Source organism: Nocardia sp. CA-129566, assembly GCF_050956075.1.
In the GTDB taxonomy this organism is placed as follows: domain Bacteria; phylum Actinomycetota; class Actinomycetes; order Mycobacteriales; family Mycobacteriaceae; genus Nocardia.
The window spans coordinates 4,476,604-4,492,059 of record NZ_CP192085.1 but is presented as its reverse complement, the minus strand read 5'-3'; the positions used below and the strand labels follow the sequence as shown (position 1 = coordinate 4,492,059).

General features: G+C 66.6%; 15 protein-coding genes and 2 pseudogenes. 11 read left to right on the top strand and 6 right to left on the bottom strand.

Annotation, left to right across the window (positions count from 1 at the left end; genetic code table 11):
* Nucleotides 1-12: 12 nt before the first annotated feature.
* Nucleotides 13-1,442 (bottom strand): annotated as a pseudogene (gene rox, locus ACQP0C_RS19215) (rifampin monooxygenase).
* A 471-nt stretch (nucleotides 1,443-1,913) separates the two neighbouring features.
* Nucleotides 1,914-2,804, bottom strand: coding sequence for an RNA polymerase sigma-70 factor (locus tag ACQP0C_RS19210; RefSeq protein ID WP_433734258.1), 891 nt, complete (start codon nucleotides 2,802-2,804; stop codon nucleotides 1,914-1,916).
* A gap of 279 nt (nucleotides 2,805-3,083) precedes the next feature.
* Here ACQP0C_RS19210 and ACQP0C_RS19205 point away from each other — a divergent pair, with 279 nt between their 5' ends.
* The 4 genes from ACQP0C_RS19205 to ACQP0C_RS19190 all read left to right on the top strand — a co-directional run bounded on the left by ACQP0C_RS19205 (nucleotide 3,084) and on the right by ACQP0C_RS19190 (nucleotide 6,420).
* Nucleotides 3,084-3,731, top strand: coding sequence for an ABC transporter ATP-binding protein (locus tag ACQP0C_RS19205; RefSeq protein WP_433734257.1), 648 nt, complete (start codon nucleotides 3,084-3,086; stop codon nucleotides 3,729-3,731).
* A complete protein-coding gene (locus ACQP0C_RS19200; RefSeq protein WP_433734256.1) occupies nucleotides 3,728-4,504 on the top strand; it encodes an ABC transporter permease in 777 nt (258 codons plus the stop codon). Before ACQP0C_RS19205 ends, ACQP0C_RS19200 begins: the two co-directional genes overlap by 4 nt.
* 86 nt (nucleotides 4,505-4,590) lie before the next feature.
* Complete coding sequence (locus tag ACQP0C_RS19195) at nucleotides 4,591-5,799, top strand: site-specific integrase (protein ID WP_433734255.1); 1,209 nt, start codon at nucleotides 4,591-4,593, stop codon at nucleotides 5,797-5,799.
* 207 nt (nucleotides 5,800-6,006) lie between these two features.
* A complete protein-coding gene (locus tag ACQP0C_RS19190; protein WP_433734254.1) occupies nucleotides 6,007-6,420 on the top strand; it encodes a hypothetical protein in 414 nt (137 codons plus the stop codon).
* Nucleotides 6,421-6,667: 247 nt separating this feature from the next.
* On the opposite strand, the gene ACQP0C_RS19185 is transcribed toward ACQP0C_RS19190, so the two are convergent.
* Entirely contained in the window at nucleotides 6,668-7,531 is an 864-nt protein-coding gene (locus ACQP0C_RS19185) for a class I SAM-dependent methyltransferase (RefSeq protein WP_433734253.1), read from the bottom strand.
* A 530-nt stretch (nucleotides 7,532-8,061) separates the two neighbouring features.
* Between ACQP0C_RS19185 and ACQP0C_RS19180 the strand changes: the two genes are divergently transcribed.
* The gene (locus ACQP0C_RS19180) at nucleotides 8,062-9,510 is read left to right on the top strand and encodes an amidase (protein ID WP_433734252.1); all 1,449 of its coding nucleotides are present in this window, start codon (nucleotides 8,062-8,064) and stop codon (nucleotides 9,508-9,510) included.
* Nucleotides 9,511-9,831: 321 nt separating this feature from the next.
* On the top strand, nucleotides 9,832-10,356 hold the full coding sequence (locus ACQP0C_RS19175) for an ATP-binding protein (protein WP_433734251.1): 525 nt from the start codon (nucleotides 9,832-9,834) through the stop codon (nucleotides 10,354-10,356).
* Nucleotides 10,357-10,372: 16 nt separating this feature from the next.
* Here ACQP0C_RS19175 and ACQP0C_RS19170 read toward each other — a convergent pair whose 3' ends face one another.
* Nucleotides 10,373-11,035 (bottom strand): maleylpyruvate isomerase family mycothiol-dependent enzyme, encoded by a 663-nt coding sequence (locus tag ACQP0C_RS19170; RefSeq protein ID WP_433734250.1) that lies wholly within the window; start codon nucleotides 11,033-11,035, stop codon nucleotides 10,373-10,375.
* On the bottom strand, nucleotides 11,019-11,924 hold the full coding sequence (locus ACQP0C_RS19165; RefSeq protein WP_433734249.1) for an alpha/beta hydrolase: 906 nt from the start codon (nucleotides 11,922-11,924) through the stop codon (nucleotides 11,019-11,021). Before ACQP0C_RS19165 ends, ACQP0C_RS19170 begins: the two co-directional genes overlap by 17 nt.
* 24 nt (nucleotides 11,925-11,948) lie before the next feature.
* Here ACQP0C_RS19165 and ACQP0C_RS19160 point away from each other — a divergent pair, with 24 nt between their 5' ends.
* From ACQP0C_RS19160 to ACQP0C_RS19150, 3 genes and pseudogenes are all read left to right on the top strand, one after another.
* Entirely contained in the window at nucleotides 11,949-12,740 is a 792-nt protein-coding gene (locus ACQP0C_RS19160; RefSeq protein WP_433734248.1) for a TetR/AcrR family transcriptional regulator, read from the top strand.
* 26 nt (nucleotides 12,741-12,766) lie between these two features.
* Nucleotides 12,767-12,847 (top strand): annotated as a pseudogene (locus ACQP0C_RS19155) (hypothetical protein); the annotation flags it as partial.
* A 115-nt stretch (nucleotides 12,848-12,962) separates the two neighbouring features.
* On the top strand, nucleotides 12,963-13,289 hold the full coding sequence (locus ACQP0C_RS19150; RefSeq protein ID WP_433734247.1) for a recombinase family protein: 327 nt from the start codon (nucleotides 12,963-12,965) through the stop codon (nucleotides 13,287-13,289).
* Here ACQP0C_RS19150 and ACQP0C_RS19145 read toward each other — a convergent pair.
* The gene (locus ACQP0C_RS19145; protein WP_433734246.1) at nucleotides 13,268-13,651 is read right to left on the bottom strand and encodes a winged helix-turn-helix transcriptional regulator; all 384 of its coding nucleotides are present in this window, start codon (nucleotides 13,649-13,651) and stop codon (nucleotides 13,268-13,270) included. The two genes, ACQP0C_RS19150 and ACQP0C_RS19145, sit on opposite strands and share 22 nt — an antisense overlap.
* A 132-nt stretch (nucleotides 13,652-13,783) precedes the next feature.
* On the opposite strand from ACQP0C_RS19145, the gene ACQP0C_RS19140 reads away from it, so the two are divergent.
* Together ACQP0C_RS19140 and ACQP0C_RS19135 are read left to right on the top strand one after the other, a co-directional pair.
* The gene (locus ACQP0C_RS19140) at nucleotides 13,784-14,719 is read left to right on the top strand and encodes a zinc-dependent alcohol dehydrogenase family protein (protein ID WP_433734245.1); all 936 of its coding nucleotides are present in this window, start codon (nucleotides 13,784-13,786) and stop codon (nucleotides 14,717-14,719) included.
* Between the two features lie 158 nt (nucleotides 14,720-14,877).
* The gene (locus ACQP0C_RS19135; RefSeq protein ID WP_433734244.1) at nucleotides 14,878-15,369 is read left to right on the top strand and encodes a hypothetical protein; all 492 of its coding nucleotides are present in this window, start codon (nucleotides 14,878-14,880) and stop codon (nucleotides 15,367-15,369) included.
* The last annotated feature ends 87 nt before the right edge of the window (nucleotides 15,370-15,456 follow it).

Here is a 15,456-nt window from a genome sequence, read left to right as displayed (position 1 = left end):
GCCACTGCACGCTCAGCTGACGGCCGTGCCGAACCACTTGGGTAGCTGGCCGAGCAGTTCCTGCTGATCGTCGCCGACCCATGCCACGTGGCCGTCGGGCCGCAGCAGCACCGCGGGCACGTCCAGTTCCTCGCTGATATCGACGACGTGGTCGACCCGGTCCGCCCAGCCCGTCACCGAGAGTCGGCCGGTCTGGTCGAGCAGCAGTCCGCGGCCGGCATGCATGAGCTCGTAGAGGCGCCCCCGCTTCAGCCCGATGTCGCGCAGCCGTCGGCCGAGCAGTTCGTGCCCCTCGCCGAGGTCGTAGCGGATCCCGATCGCGGTGATCTTCTCGGTCAGGTACCGGTTCACTTCCTCCAAGTCCATCAGCTCCGACAGCAGTCGGCGCACGGACCGGGGACCCGGCGCGGTGGACATCAGCTCGGACTGCACGCGGGTGTTGTTCAGTACGTCGGCGGCTACCGGGTGCCGTTCGGTCTGGTAGCTGTCCAGCAGCCCCTCCGGTGCCCAGCCGTTGACCTCGGCGGCCAGTTTCCAGCCCAGATTGAACGCGTCCTGGACGCCGAGGTTGAGGCCCTGCCCGCCCAGCGGTGCGTGGACGTGCGCCGCGTCGCCGGCCAGCAGCACCCGACCGACCCGGAAGCGCTCGGCCAGCCGGGTGGCGTCGCCGAAGCGCGACAGCGAACGTGGTGAGTGCACGCCGAAGTCGGTGCCGGCGAACACCCGCAGCTGTCGCTGGAACTCCTCGAGGGTCGGCGGGACCGACCGGTCCTCGGCCACCCCTCGGCGGGCACGACGATGCGGTACACCCCGTCGTCGCCGGAGGGCCCGGCGCCGAACCCCTTGTGGGTCTTGCGGACCTCAGCCACCACGGCGGCCAGCTCCTCGGGCGGCGCGGCCACCTCCATCTCGCCCAGCAGCCACTCGACTGTGGCGGGCTCGCCGGGAAAGCCGACGCCGAGCAGTTTGCGCACCGTGCTGCGGCCGCCGTCGCAACCGGCGAGGTAGCGCGAGCGCAGCTGTGTGCCGTCGGCCAGCTCGACGGTCACCCCGTCCTCGTTTTGGCTCAGCCCGACCAGTTCGCGGCCGCGCCGGATCTCGACGCCGAGTTCGGTGGCGTGCTCGTTCAGCAGGCGCTCGGTGATGGGCTGCGGGATGCCGAGGATGTACGGATGTGCGGTGTCGAGCCGGTCGGGCCGCGGCTTTGTGATCCCGGCGAAGAGGCCGCCGACCGGGTACTGCTTGCCGAGCGCGAGGAACCGCTCGAGCAGACCGCGCTGGTCCATCACCTCGACGCTGCGCACATGCAGGCCGAGCGACCGGACATGCCCGGTCGGCTCGGCCTCCTTCTCCAGCACGAGCACGTGCACGCCGTGCAGCCGCAACTCGCTGGCCAGCATGATGCCGGTCGGCCCGCCACCAGCAACGATCACGTCGATCATGAATTCCCCATTCGCCTTGATTGCATTTCGCCCGGTTGCGACGCGCGGTCCGCCGGCGCGCACACCCCGGGTGCCGAGTCCGGCGCTTCAACGCCCCGCGAGACCCGCACGCCGACAAGCGCGCACGTACGTCGCGCACCCCTGATTTCCGCAGGTTCTGACTTCGGCTGGAGATTCTGCAACACGACCGGGGTCTTGCCGCAAGGCCCCGGTTGCGTTATATGTTGAAAGTGGCAAGGAGCGGATAACCTCCTTGCCTTCGCTATTTCTCTTCGGTTGTGGACCGACCAGCTCCTGAGCACACCCGAGATCCATCTCTGCTCGTCGGCTTTGTCCGGTGGCCGGGTCGCGCACTGGCCGCCGCTGGTCGGGATGGACACGCGAAAGCTGTAGCAGACCAGCATGTTCGAGGTCCGTTTTGCTCGCGCGGACAGAGCCGGTCGATGTTCTCGTTCAGCACATCGACCGGACTCAACGGCTCACGACGGTCTCCCGTTCCACACGCGACAGCTTCTCGGGATTGCGCACGATGTAGAGCCCGGTGATCAGGCCGTCGTCGATCCGCGCCGCCACGACATTGTCGATCTCCCCGTCGATCCGGACGATCAGTGCCGGGCTGCCATTGATCTGTACCGGCTCGACCGACACCGCGCCGGTGACCCTCGGCAAGCCGACCGCCAGCAAGCGAGCCACCCGCTCGGCCCCCACGACGGGCCGCACCACGGCCTGCACGACTCCGCCACCGTCACCCAGCAGGACGACATCGGGTGCAAGCATGTCGAACAGGCTTTGCAGATCACCGGTTTCGATCGCCCGTCGGAATGCATCCAGCGCACCGCGGGTCTCGGCCGGGGAGACGGTCCCGCGTGGTCGTCGTGCCGCGACGTGTGCCCGTGCCCGGTGGGCGATCTGGCGGACCGCGGCGGGCGTCTTGTCGACGGCCTCGGCGATTTCGTCGTAGGCCAGATCGAAGACCTCGCGGAGGACGAATACCGCCCGCTCGGTCGGCGCGAGTGTCTCCAGTACCAGCAGCATCGCCATCGAGACGCTGTCGGCCAGCTCGACGTCCTCGGCCACATCGGGCGTGGTGAGCAGCGGCTCGGGCAACCAGGGACCGACGTAGGACTCTTTGCGACGACCGAGAGTGCGCAGCCGGGTGAGCGCCTGTCGGGTGGTGATCCGGACCAGGTAGGCACGCTGATCCCGCACGGTGTCGAGATCGACGTCCACCCACCGCAACCAGGTCTCCTGCAGGACGTCTTCGGCGTCGGCGGCCGAGCCGAGCATCTCGTAGGCGACGGTGAAGAGCAGGTTGCGGTGGGCGAGGAAGGCCTCGGTAGCGGGATCGGTGCGCTCGCTCATCGGTGACTCCTGTCTGTTCGCTCTCGACTGTGTCACGCACCAGACGCCGATCCAATCCGTTTTGTGACACCTACGAGCAGTGGCGCACGTCACGTCGGCACGTGTCACCAGGGCATGCTCGCCAGCATCTCGTGCTGGTTCAGCACGGACGCCCACAAGCGAGGACGAACCGATGCAGACTCGAGAGCGGCGCAGTAGCCGCCGCTTTGCCCGGCGATCGCGGTGGCTGTCCTGGGCTCCGACCGGACACCGCTGCCGCCGATAGGGAATGGTGGGACGGTGCCGAATATCAGTCTGGATCGGGTCAGTGCGAGTCACGGGGACGCGCCGATACTCAGCGATATCACCGTGACGTTTCCCGCAGGTCGGTGTGCGGCGGTGGTCGGACCGAGCGGCACAGGAAAGACCACGCTGCTGCGGCTGCTCAATCGGCTCGACGAACCGAGCGGCGGCCGGATCCTCCTCGATGACATTCCGATCACCCGGTTGCACGCCCCGGATCTGCGCCGCCGCGTCGGGCTCGTGCCACAGCGCCCCACGCTGCTCACCGATACCGTCGCCGCTGAGATTCGCGTCGGCCGCGCCGATCTCGGGTCCGATCGCCTGGACACGCTGCTCGCCCGGGTCGGCTTGCCGGACTTCCGTGATCGGCGCTGCCTCGAGTTGTCCGGTGGCCAGGCGCAGCGAGTGTGCCTGGCTCGGGCGCTCGCCGTCGAACCCGAGGTGCTGTTGCTCGACGAACCGACCTCTGCTCTCGATGCGCAATCCGCTGCGGCGGTCGGCGCTCTCATTCGTGAGCACACGGCGGGTGGCGGCGGTGCGATCCTGGTCAGCCACGACACTGCCTTCGTGACCGATGTCGCCGACGACGTCTGGACACTGCGGGACGGGCGCCTGTCCCCCGGCGATGATCGGAAATCCCAGTGACAGAACAGCTTTCCGTACCCGGCTGGCCCGGTGTCGCGACCTCGCTCGTGCTGGTCGCGGTGGCCGCCGCGATCGCCTACCGCCAGCAACTGCACCTGACGCGCGAACTACTCATCGCCGCCACCCGCGCCGCGGCCCAGTTGGTGGCCGTCGGCGCCATCCTGCTGGTCCTGTTCCGGCACACCGGATTACCGGGCGCGCTCACGTGGGTCGTGCTCATGGTGCTGATCGCCGGACAGGTGGCGGGCCGACGCGGCAAGGGTCTGCCGCGGGCGCGCCGGGCCGCCACCATCGGCGTCGGCACCGGATCGGCCATCACGCTCGGCGCACTCATCCTGCTCGATGTCATCTCGACACAGGCCCGGGTCGTCGTCCCGGTCGGCGGCATGATCGTTTCCGCCTCGATGCAGGCCACCGGCATCGCGCTGCGCCGACTCCACGAGGACGCCCGCACTGCGCGCCCCGCCATCGAAGCCCGGCTGTGTCTGGGCCTTTCGGCGCGCGAGGCCTTCCTGCCGCATCGCCGATCCGCATTGCGCACCGCGCTGATCCCGACGATCGACGCGACCAAGGTCGTGGGCTTGATCAGTTTGCCCGGCGCCATGACCGGACTCATCCTCGCCGGTGTCGACCCGCTCACCGCTATTCGCTACCAGATCGTGGTCATGTACATGCTGCTCGCGGCCACCGCCCTGGCCGCGCTCACCGCGTCGCGGGTCGCCGAGTCCTATCTGTTCGATAGTGCACAGCGGCTGCTGCCGATACCGGACTGACGGGTGTCGCGAGGAGACGGGAATCGCCGGCGAGCGCATAGGCTTTGGGCTGTCGAACTTCGGACCGGGCGGATGGGAGTGAGCGGGTGGGCGATGCGGTGGTCGCGGTGCCGGAGTCGGTGCGCACGGAGTTGCGGCGCGGGGTACGCAGTGTGCTGGTGGATGCGGTCGCGCTGCGGTTGGTGCGGGAGCGGTTCGATGATGAACAGGCCGGGGCATTGCGGCGGTATCTGGAGGCGTCGCAGTCAGCGAATACGTTGCGGGCGTATCGAACCGATTGGATCGCGTGGGCGGGATGGTGTGCGGCGGAAGGTCGGCAGGCACTGCCCGCGGATCCGCTCGATGTCGCGGTGTACCTGGCCGCGGCGGCGGATGCGTTGCGTCACAGTGACGATGGATCGCAGCGTTGGGCGTTCAGCGCGGCGACCCTCGAGCGCAAGTCGGCGGCTATCGCGGCGGTGCACGCCGCCAACGGATTACCATCGCCCACCCGCTCCGATGTGGTTCGCCTGACCTTGCGCGGCATCCGCCGGACCCGCCGCACACAGCCCAAGCGCAAGCGCCCGGTGCTGCTGCATACCCTCGAACAGTTGCTCGCCGAACTGCCCGAACCACAGTGGCCGACCGAACCGGCGCGCCGCCGCGATACCTTGGCATTGCTCGTCGGGTTCGCGGGAGCGTTGCGCCGCAGTGAACTCGCCGGATTGCGGATCGCCGATGTGCGGGTGGATCTCGATCACGGCACCGGTGAGCCGCTGCTGCTCGTACAGCTCCCGACCACCAAAACCGATCCCACCGGCATCGCCGAGCAGCGCGTCGCACTCCCGCGCGGCCAACGTCCACATACCTGTCCGGTCTGCGCGTTCGCCGATTGGATCCAGCTGCTCGAAGTTCACTGCGCGCGCGGTGATGTGCGAGCCTGGCTCGACGACACCCCCGCGACATCCCCGCATATTCACCGCTGCCACGGTTATCGGGGCACCGCACTCGCCGAAAACGCCACGCTCCCCTTGTTTCCGACCATCACCCGCCACGGCGGCATCGGCACCGAGCCGATGTCCGGTCGCGCCATCGCCGAACTCGTCAAACGCTACGCGGCCCGCGCCGGACTGGACCCGGACCTGTTCTCCGGACACTCCCTGCGCGCCGGATTCGCCACCCAGGCCGCACTCGGCGGTGCCAGCGACCGCGAGATCATGCGGCAGGGCCGCTGGTCCAATCCGCGCACCGTGCACAACTACATCCGTACCGCGAACCCATTGGAAGACAACGCCGTCACCAAACTCGGCCTCTAGATCTTGAACTAGGATGAATTGCATCAAATACAACACTGCACATTCTCGCGATTAAGGCTGCGACGCAGGTCAAGAACAATTGCCACCCGAGCGGGTCGCCGCGAAAATCGCGCCCTACCTGGATGATTCCAGCGTTCCGCGAACAAGACGCAACAATGTTGTGTCTGCAACACCGTGGCGAGGGCTGATCTGCCAGGTGCCGCGCACGTGGTGCTGGCCGATGGGGTCGTGCACCTGGACCCCGAACGCGCGGTGTTCGATGCGATGCTGTTCGGTTGGGAGCGCCAGCAGCGGACGCGGTTTCTCGAGGACGCCACGATCCGGCTCGCCCTTATCCGCCGGTTCGGTGAGTTCACGAATTCGTATCCGTGGCAATGGGAATCGGCCGATGCAGAAGACTTCATCACCCACCTGCGGGCTGAGCGTGACGGGACACGCCCGATCACCGTCTCGACCGCGCGCGGGTACGAGCTGTCGATCACGCTGTTCATCCAGTACGTGACCGACACCCGTTACCAGTGGCCCGCGGTCTGCCGGGAGCGGTTCGGATCGGTGCCGGTGTTCCACGAGGGCAACTCTCGCGCATGTCGCCAAACCCGGTCGGCGGCCGCTGACCTATGACGAGGTCCAGGCGTTGTTCGATGCCGCTGGCGCGCGTGTCGAGCACGCGCGCCAGCGCGGCCGCAAGGGCGCGTTACCCGCGCTGCGTGATGCGGCGTTGCTGAAAACCGTTACGCCTACGGCCTTTCTCCGAGGCTCCGCCCACGTACGTTCCCGCATTTCTCTGAATCTGTGCAGTTCAGAGGCTGATGCCGGAGATGCTGGCCGTCGCGACAGATGTGGTGCGAGTCCAGGTGGCGGGCAATCCTCAGCGACTCGCGCGCAGTATGCGGATTGCGCGCAATGCGCGGGGCGGTTCGCCTTCGAATCCTGTGGAGCCGTCGAGGTAGCCGGTGACGAGGTCGGGGGCGGAGTGGTCTTCGAGATCGGTGAAGCCGAGGGCGCGCAGCTGTGCGGCGATGTCGTCGGGCGTGAAGTAGCTGAACACGGGTTCGCCGACGCCGGCCAGCCGATCGGCACGTGCCTGCTGGTGGGCACGGTCGGCGTCGCTGTTGGCGGGCTGCAGGTAGTCGAAGACCACCTCGACCGGCTGGGCCTGACCAGCGATGTATTCGAGAGTGGCGTGGGCGGCATTCGGAGTCAGATAGAACACGACGCCGAGCCACACGAATACGGCCGGGTCGGTCCGTTTGAATCCGGTGGATTCCAATCCCGCTGCCAGCGTCTGGGTTTCGAAATCGACCGGCACGAAGGTCAACGTCTCAGGGCGGTCGATTCCGGCGGTAGTAAGGCGTTCGCGTTTCCACGCTTGGGTGGCGGGGTGGTCGACCTCGAAGACACGCACGTCCGGGCGCGGATTGCGATAGGCGAAGGTGTCCAGGCCTGCGCCGAGGATCACGACCTGCCGCACACCAGCGGCGATGGCCGTGGCCACGGCGTCCTCGGCGAAGCGCGCGCGTGCGGCGAAGAACAGGCGGCGGGACCGATCGCTGGCCCCATCACCGAGGTGATCGGTTGTGGGCGTACCCAATTCGGCCAGTTCGTCTGCGGTGACGCCGAGCAGACGTGCCGCCAGGGGGTCGGTGAAGATCAGTGGGCGGTCAGCGATCTGGTGATAGGCGCGGGCGTACGCGGTGATGAGCGCTGTCCGGCTGGGTCCGTCGTTCTCCATCTTCAAGAACCTACTTGCGAATGTGGCGCGTGCTCTATGAAATCACTCACGCTCACTCCGCAAAGGAGCACGCGAACACGATCGGTAACCCTGTTTACGGTCGGCCCTCCTTCGGAGCGGTTGCCACGAGTCGACAGGGGGCTCGAACCTGTTATCGCATGCACGGATGCAATACCGCTACTTCACCGGTTTTTTGGGAATGAATTGAATTTTCCGGCCGTGCACGGGGTCCAGCTGCCTCGTGGGCACGTTTTCTGAATTTCTGGGCCGGCACCGATCTCGCCGCACGTCGCCATGACCAGGCCGGTCCAACAGGCCGGAGGGGAACACGGTAGCCATTGTGACATCCATCCCGTTGTGCGAAACGGCATTTCATGGCCTGCGCCAATCGAGTCGGCCGTGCCGACATCGTGACCTGGGATATGACACAACGAGTGCGTTAATTTGCACTGAAGGTCACCCGTTCGACTTTCCCGTTTGCGCGAAGCGGCATTTTATGTCCGCTGTGGCAGACCGATACGGTCGAATTCATGGAGTGGAGTTTTGTGGCGGCCGAAGAGCTCGCGGCTGCGTTGCGGGCCGGTGAGGTGACCTCGGTGGAACTGACCGAGGAGGCGATCGCCCGAATCGAGCGCGACGACAAGGTGATCAACGCGATCTGTGTGCCGGATTTCGACCGCGCGCGGGCCGCCGCGCGCCGTGCTGACGAGGCACGTGCTCGCGGCGAGGATCGGCCGCTGCTCGGTATTCCGGTGACGGTCAAGGAGTCCTACAACATGGCTGGGCTGCCCACGACCTGGGGCATGCCACTGCAGAAGAACTATGTGCCTGCCGAGGACGCGGTACAGGTGTCGCGGTTGAAGGCCGCCGGCGCTGTGGTGCTCGGTAAGACCAATGTGCCTTTGATGCTGCGAGATATCCAGAGCTTCAACGAGATCTACGGCACCACTAACAATCCGTGGGATCACGGCCGCACGTCGGGTGGGTCGTCCGGCGGATCGGCGGCGGCGCTGGCATCGGGATTCGGCGCGCTATCTATCGGCTCCGACCTCGCGGGTTCGCTGCGCACCCCCGCGCATTTCTGCGGTGTCTACGCGCACAAGCCGACACTCGGGCTGGCGCCGACCCGCGGCATGGTCGCGCCGCCCGCGCCGGCGTTGCCGATCGACCTCGACCTCGCTGTCGTCGGTCCGATGGCGCGCACCGCCCGCGACCTCACGCTGCTGCTCGACGTGATGGCCGGACCGGACCCGCTGACCCACGGCGTCGCCTACAACGTCGCACTGCCGCCCGCGCGCCACGAGCGGCTGTCGGACTTCCGTGTCCTGATCATCGAGGACCATCCGCTCATTGCGACCGGGTCCGCTGTGCGGGCCGGGGTGAACCGGGTCGCCGAGGCGCTCGTCGACGAGGGCGCCCGCGTTGAACGGCACAGTCCGCTGCTGCCCGATCCGACCGAAGCGGCGACGCTCTACATGCTGCTGATGCTGTCGAACGCCGCCACAAGTCTTTCCGTCGACGTGTACGAACAGCTGCAGACCCACGCCGCCGCCCTGAGCGCGGACGACCGGAGTCTGGATGCGGCGCGGCTGCGCGGCATGGTGCTCAGCCACCGCGACTGGGTCGAGGCGAACAACCGTCGCGAACTCCACCGCCACGGCTGGCGGCAACTGTTCGCCGAGTTCGATGCCGTGGTGTGCCCCATCACGCCCACTCCCGCCTACCCGCATGACCACAACGGAGGTCTGGAGGACCGGCGCATCGACATCGACGGCGTCGAGTACCCGTACTTCGACCAGCTCGTCTGGGCCGGTATGGCCACCATGCCAGGCCTGCCCGCCACCGCCATACCGACCGGGCGGTCCCCCGAGGGCCTGCCGGTGGGAGTGCAGCTCATCGGTCCGATGTTCGAAGACCGCACCCCGCTGCGGCTGGCCGAACTGCTCGAGCAGAAGATCGGCGGCTTCCAGGCACCGTAGTGCACGCACCGAATCAGACCAGTGCGTAGGCGTCGGTGCCCCGGCCGCGCCTGCGCACTCGAGTTCAACAGGCCACTCTGATGAGGACACCGGCGAGCCCTCTTGCACCGAGCCAGGACCGTGCACGATTCCAATACCGCTACGTCACCAGTCTTTTGGGATAAATCTCCCTGATGAGAGTTCCAGCTCACCGAATCCGAAGTCGGCGTGATAGCACCCGCGACACGAGCTCAGCCACTCGACTTCGGCGAGTAGTCGCATTCGACTGGACCCGGGCCAGCGGTCCGAGCAGACCTCGAACCAACCCGGTACGTTCGAAACATGATCATCTGGCTGAACGGAACCTTCGGAGCCGGAAAGTCCACGACAGCAGGAGAATTGACCGCACTGATCCCCGTATCGCGGATCTTCGACACCGAAGAGGTCGGGGTCATGCTCCGCCACGTCCTCGCCTCCGAGATCGTCCGGGACTTCCAGGACTGGCAACCCTGGCGCGGTCTGGTCGTGGCTGCAGCGACACAGATCCTCGACTACGTCGGCGGCATTCTGATCGTGCCCCAGTCGGTCCTCGTCCACCAGTACTGGCAAGAGATCCGCGCCGGACTCGAAAAAGCCGGCATCCCACTGCATCACTTCGTTCTCCACGCCGATCATCACGAACTCCTGCGCCGCATCCGAACAGATCCCAGCAAACCGAACTCACAATGGCGGCTGGAACACCTCGACGACTACAACGCCGCCCGCTCATGGCACAGCCGAGAGGCACACGTCATCGACACCACCACACTGCAACCGCAACAAGTCGCAACGCTCATAGCGACCCATACGGGCACAGCCATCGGCTGATCATCGACCTCGACGCCTATGCGAAGGGCTTTTCAGGGGCTGTTCGGAGGCGCGCTGTCAGCACTGCCACGCCGTCACCCGTCAGGCGTGGCAGGGCCCAGAGGCGACCCGCCAGGACCGACGCGAGATGGGCTGCTCGGCCGGTCACCGTGGGTCCGTCGGCGGGGCTCGACCAATTGGTGTCGGTGGCAATCAGATTCAGACCTCGCGCTCGCGCGGCGGCCGGTACGAACGGGTTGGGTATGCGTACCTGAGTATCTAGAACGGCGGCGACCGTAGCGGTGGGTATCGCGGAATCTCCACCGAGCGCATACGTGATGTCCAGTTCGTGGATGACGTGATCACCCAGGAGCAGCCGCCGCGGGAAGAGCCGGCCGATACCTCGCGGTTCAAATGTCAACGTGGTGAAGTCGTCGAGCAAGTCGTCCGGGCGCCGATGTGCCGCCAGCGTGCGGGTCATGTCGGTGTTGGCCCGGTCGAACGAACCGCGGTGCCGCACCATCGCGATGGCGATGGACCTCACCGGGGACGAATAGCCCAGGACGAGATGGGCCAGGACATCGTGATTGGTCCATTCGGTGCACAGGCTTGGTTGGGCCCACTGCGTGGCCGTGAGGCTACGGGCGAATTCAGCGAACCGAGCGTCGTTGTCCCGCAACGAGTCAGTCCATCTGGACATTCAGGTGCTCCTGAAGAAAATGGGTTTGGTCGGCGAGCAATTCCGCTACCAGTGGCGGGTGATAGATCTGGAAGTGGTCGCCGTCGTAGCGGCGCGCGACACCACGCGGTGCGCGGCGCGCTACGTCTTCCGCGTGGCGCGGGTCCATCAGGGATTCCCGTTGGGATACGCACACCAGAAGCGGTGCAGTAATCCTCGCGGCGCGGCGCTTGGCGCTGATCAATGCGATACCGATGATGTCCGCCGCGGCGATACGATTATCGAACGTAGCGCCGGACGGGACGGTCGAATACCAACCCTCCAGAGCACCAGCGACGGTGACCGCGGCCAGGCTGTTGGGCCTGGCGACAATGGGAACATACCTGCGGCCCGCTCCACGCATCCACCGGAGTGCGTCCCCGACGATTGCCGGCGTCATTCGCACGATGGGTCGCCAGCCGTTTGGGGCCAGGGTGGCCGGGCCATGGACGATCGGACACTGCACGACCACCGCGGCAACGTCGGCACGCGCGCTGGCTTCCCGTAGCACGTGCATCGCCCCGAGGCTGGTGCCCCACAGGCCGACCCGGTCGGGATCGATGTCGTCGTGGCGGCGCAGATAATTCAGCGCAGCCCCGACGTCCTGCTGGTGGCGGCGCATGCTGATTCGCTGCCGGGGCACACCCTCGGATTCACCGGTGTGCCGGTAGTCGAATGCCAGCGTCGCCAGCCCCGACCGCGCGAAGTGCTGCTCGTATTGCGACAACAACATGTCGTGGGTAGCGCCGAGACCGTGGGCAAGGACAACGGCCGGGTGCGGGCCGGGACCATCGGGCAATGTCAGCCAGCCGGCGCAGCGAGTGCCGTGCGAGGCGAACGACACCCTCGCGGTGTTGACGGGAACGCTCATGCGGAATCCTCCAATACACGTACGATGTACGTATTCTCTTACAGGTACGATGTACGTGTCAATCCGTTCGCAAGTCAATCCGTTCGCAAGGAGGACGATCCGGTGGTTCCGGCACGATTCACGGTGGCCGAAGTGCGGGCGCAAGCGATCCAGATCGTCGACCGTGACGGTCTCAACGCTCTGAGCATGCGATCGCTGGCCACGGCACTGGGCACCGGACCGATGACGCTCTACAACTATGTGAAAGACCGTGACGAACTGGAGGGACTCGTCGCCGAAGCGGTACTCGCCGACGTCGAGCTCCCGCCCCCGTCAGATGACTGGCTCTGCGACGTCAAGTCGATTGCGACCGCCGTCTGGGAAACAATGCGAGCTCATCCCAACGCAGTGCCACTGGTCCTGACTCGCCGCACCGTCTCCGACGCCAGCTACGCTCCTGCGGAACGCCTCATCGAAGCCCTCGGCCGCGGAGGACTTGCCGCACACGATCAACTTGCCGCGTTTCGCGGAGTCCTGAGCCTCGTCATGGGGGCCGCCCAAGTGGAGCTGGCCGGCCCGTTGGTCACAACCGACCGCGAGCAAGCCAACGCCGCGGTAGCCGCACGCATCAGTCGTTTGGCCGGCAACGAGCACCCGCACATGGCGGCAATGGCGCACACGAGCCAAAAGTCAACCATGGCAGCCGACTTCGGCTCCGCTCTCGACATGCTGCTCACCGGCATCCAGGCTCGATCCACCGGGCGTCAGCCACCTCCGAAGAAGCGGACACGTCGAAACACCGACCATCCCGTGCCGAAACAACTCCCCGCGCTGTAAACCAGCTCCGCCGATCTTGAAAGTCGCTGAACGGGAAGTTCGCCGGGTACTGCCGCTGCTCCACCGATGAGCAGGACATCGAGATCCAGACCGAGCAACTACTGGCGCTCGGCGTACCGACCGAGCGGATCTTCATCGACCGGGGATTCTCGGGCACCACGCGCAAGAACTGGACCGGACCGGACAACGCGCTCGCCGCGAGTCACCTCAGCGGCCGCCGCCGTGGCCGATCGGCAGGTGGTGCTGACCACGACGAAGTTCGACCGGTTCGCCCGCAACACGGCCGACGCCGACGACATCCGCACTGGCCTGCGCAAAAGAGACGTGCTGTTCGGGCTCGGCAGTGCGATCCACGACTGGAACGACCCGTTCGGACAGCTGTTCCTGCAAACCCTCGCGATGGTCGCCGAGTTCGAGGCCAACCTCAACCACCTGCGCACCGGCGAAGGCATGGCGAAGGCTCGCGCGAGTGAGTTCAGCTGGACTGAAAGTCACCGCCGCGTTGGCGAGTTCGCCCGTCGTCGAGATCAACTCACCGGGCGACCATGAGTAGAAGTGGCGGCTTGCGCCGCCTCCTGGAAGTCGGCGATGGCCCCGCCGTAGTCCCTGGCCCAGTTCGTCAGGACCTCGATGGGCTCGACGAGGGTCTGGCCGAGGTCGGTGAGGCGGTACTCGACCCGCCGTGGCGCCTCGGCATGGCGTTCGACCAGACCGTACTGCTGGAGTCGGCGCAGTGTCTGGGTGAGGACCTTGCGCGAGATGCCGCCGATAAGGTCGACCAGATCACCGTGCCGGCGAGGCTGATGGCTGAGTCCGAAGAGCACGAGCACGGCCCATTTGTCAGAGATGATTTCGACCGCCAGTCGTGTGGGGCAGTCGACGAGGAAGACCGGTCCAGCCGTGTTCTGCATGAAAGTCGAAGGTACCAGGAGGTAACCGAGGGCTCCGTAACGTCTTGCGCAAGTAACGAATCCAGCGTCAGATGCGGAGGAATCACCATGCCACGAGTTGTCGTATTCGACGAGTTCGGCGGGCCGGATGTCATGCACGTCGTCGAGGAGCCGGTCGTCGAGCCCGCAGCCGGCGAAGTGCGGGTCAGGATCGAAGCGTTCGCCGTCAACCCGCTCGACCAGATGATGCGTTCGGGCACCTCGCCCGCAATCGTCGCCTTGCCGCACGCTCGCCTCGGCGTCGAGGGAACCGGCCGCATCGACGCGGTGGGACCCGAGGTCATTGGGCTGGAGATCGGCGATCCGGTCATCCTCACCGCCATTCCGGACGCGAGTGTCAAGGGTAGCTACGCCGAATACACCACGATCCCCGCGAGCCGGGTCGTCGCCCGGCCTGCCGGGCTCGCAATCACGGAAGCGGCGGCCATATGGGTCGCGTACTCCACCGCCTACGGCGCGCTCGTCGAGAAGGCTGGGATGCGTGCCGGCGACCACGTCCTCATCACTGCCGCGTCCGGCGGTGTCGGTCGGGCGGCAATGCAGATCGCGAATCAGATCGGCGCCGTGCCCATCGCCATCACCCGGCACACCGCGAAGAAGGACGAGTTGATCGCCGCCGGCGCCGCCGCCGTCATCGCCACCGACCACATGGACGTGGTCGAAGCTGTCCGCCACCAGACCGGCGGGACCGGCGCCGACATTGTCCTCGACGTAGTCATGGGCCCCGGCCAGCAGGATCTGCTGAAGGCGGCCCGCCCCGGCGGAACACTGGTCGCAGCGGGCTTCCTGGACCCTCGGCCCACACCCTTCCCGACCAGCACGCCGCTCACGATCTTCGGCTACCGGAGCTTCGAGCACACCCTCGACGCCGTGGTGGTGAAGCGCATGGCGGCCTTCTTGAACGCCGGTGTACGCCTCGGCGCACTGTGGCCCGCCATCGACAAGGTGTTCGCCTTCGACGACGTCGTCGAGGCACACCGCCACCTCGAGAAGGGGCTCCACGCCGGGAAGATCGTCGTCACGATCTAGTTTCTCCTCTGGCGGCCGTTCGGGACCTGCAGGTCCCGAACGGCCGCCAGAGAGCCGACCCACGCCTGCTCGATTTCACTCTCCGTGAAGAACTTTCGGTAGGGCCGCAGAGTGATCGGCCGCGCAGACAGTGCCCGGTCTGCAGCGGGCGAGCGGTCATGTCCCGGGCGGGTGTGGCGCATCTGGCCCGATTCACCGTGCCGAGCGTCTCCGATCTGGTCCGTGCCGCGCTGCGCATGCCTCGACGGTCCGTGCCGATCGGCAGCCTGCCGCGGACCCGATCAGCCGCCGCCGCAACCTCCACCACCACAGCCTCCGCCGCCGCAACCGCCCCCACCGCCCCCACCGCCGCAGCCGGAGTCGCCGCTTCCGGAATCGCCGCCGCTGCAACCGCCTCCGTTGATGTAGGCACCCAGGCCGACGCCTCCTGCGGCGGCTGCGCCGCGGGTGCGGGCGCTGGTGGTCCACAGTTGGGCGCGGCGGCGTTGGCGCAGGAAACGCACGAGCGCGACGCCGACGAATGCGGCGGCGATCGCGAATGCCACGGCGGCGGCGACCGGGTAGAACTGGACGAGTACGGCGCCCGCGAGTACGAAGACCACGGCCATCATTACCAACATCAAGACCTCCCCCACGGAAACGTTCTGTGATCAGGATACCCAGCACCACCGACAATTTCGGACGCGCGACTGCCGATCTATCGCAGGCCCGTCAGCGCCGAGCGAAAGGCCGGGTAC

What these genes read in the sequence shown, in the direction of transcription:
- ACQP0C_RS19160 (WP_433734248.1), top strand. Translation starts at nt 11,949, where the DNA reads ATGTACGTATTCTCTTACAGGTACGATGTACGTGTCAATCCGTTCGCA.
- ACQP0C_RS19185 (WP_433734253.1), bottom strand. Translation starts at nt 7,531, where the DNA reads ATGGAGAACGACGGACCCAGCCGGACAGCGCTCATCACCGCGTACGCC.
- ACQP0C_RS19175 (WP_433734251.1), top strand. Translation starts at nt 9,832, where the DNA reads ATGATCATCTGGCTGAACGGAACCTTCGGAGCCGGAAAGTCCACGACA.
- ACQP0C_RS19165 (WP_433734249.1), bottom strand. Translation starts at nt 11,924, where the DNA reads ATGAGCGTTCCCGTCAACACCGCGAGGGTGTCGTTCGCCTCGCACGGC.
- ACQP0C_RS19140 (WP_433734245.1), top strand. Translation starts at nt 13,784, where the DNA reads ATGCACGTCGTCGAGGAGCCGGTCGTCGAGCCCGCAGCCGGCGAAGTG.
- ACQP0C_RS19135 (WP_433734244.1), top strand. Translation starts at nt 14,878, where the DNA reads ATGTCCCGGGCGGGTGTGGCGCATCTGGCCCGATTCACCGTGCCGAGC.
- ACQP0C_RS19210 (WP_433734258.1), bottom strand. Translation starts at nt 2,804, where the DNA reads ATGAGCGAGCGCACCGATCCCGCTACCGAGGCCTTCCTCGCCCACCGC.
- ACQP0C_RS19145 (WP_433734246.1), bottom strand. Translation starts at nt 13,651, where the DNA reads ATGCAGAACACGGCTGGACCGGTCTTCCTCGTCGACTGCCCCACACGA.
- ACQP0C_RS19180 (WP_433734252.1), top strand. Translation starts at nt 8,062, where the DNA reads ATGGAGTGGAGTTTTGTGGCGGCCGAAGAGCTCGCGGCTGCGTTGCGG.
- ACQP0C_RS19170 (WP_433734250.1), bottom strand. Translation starts at nt 11,035, where the DNA reads ATGTCCAGATGGACTGACTCGTTGCGGGACAACGACGCTCGGTTCGCT.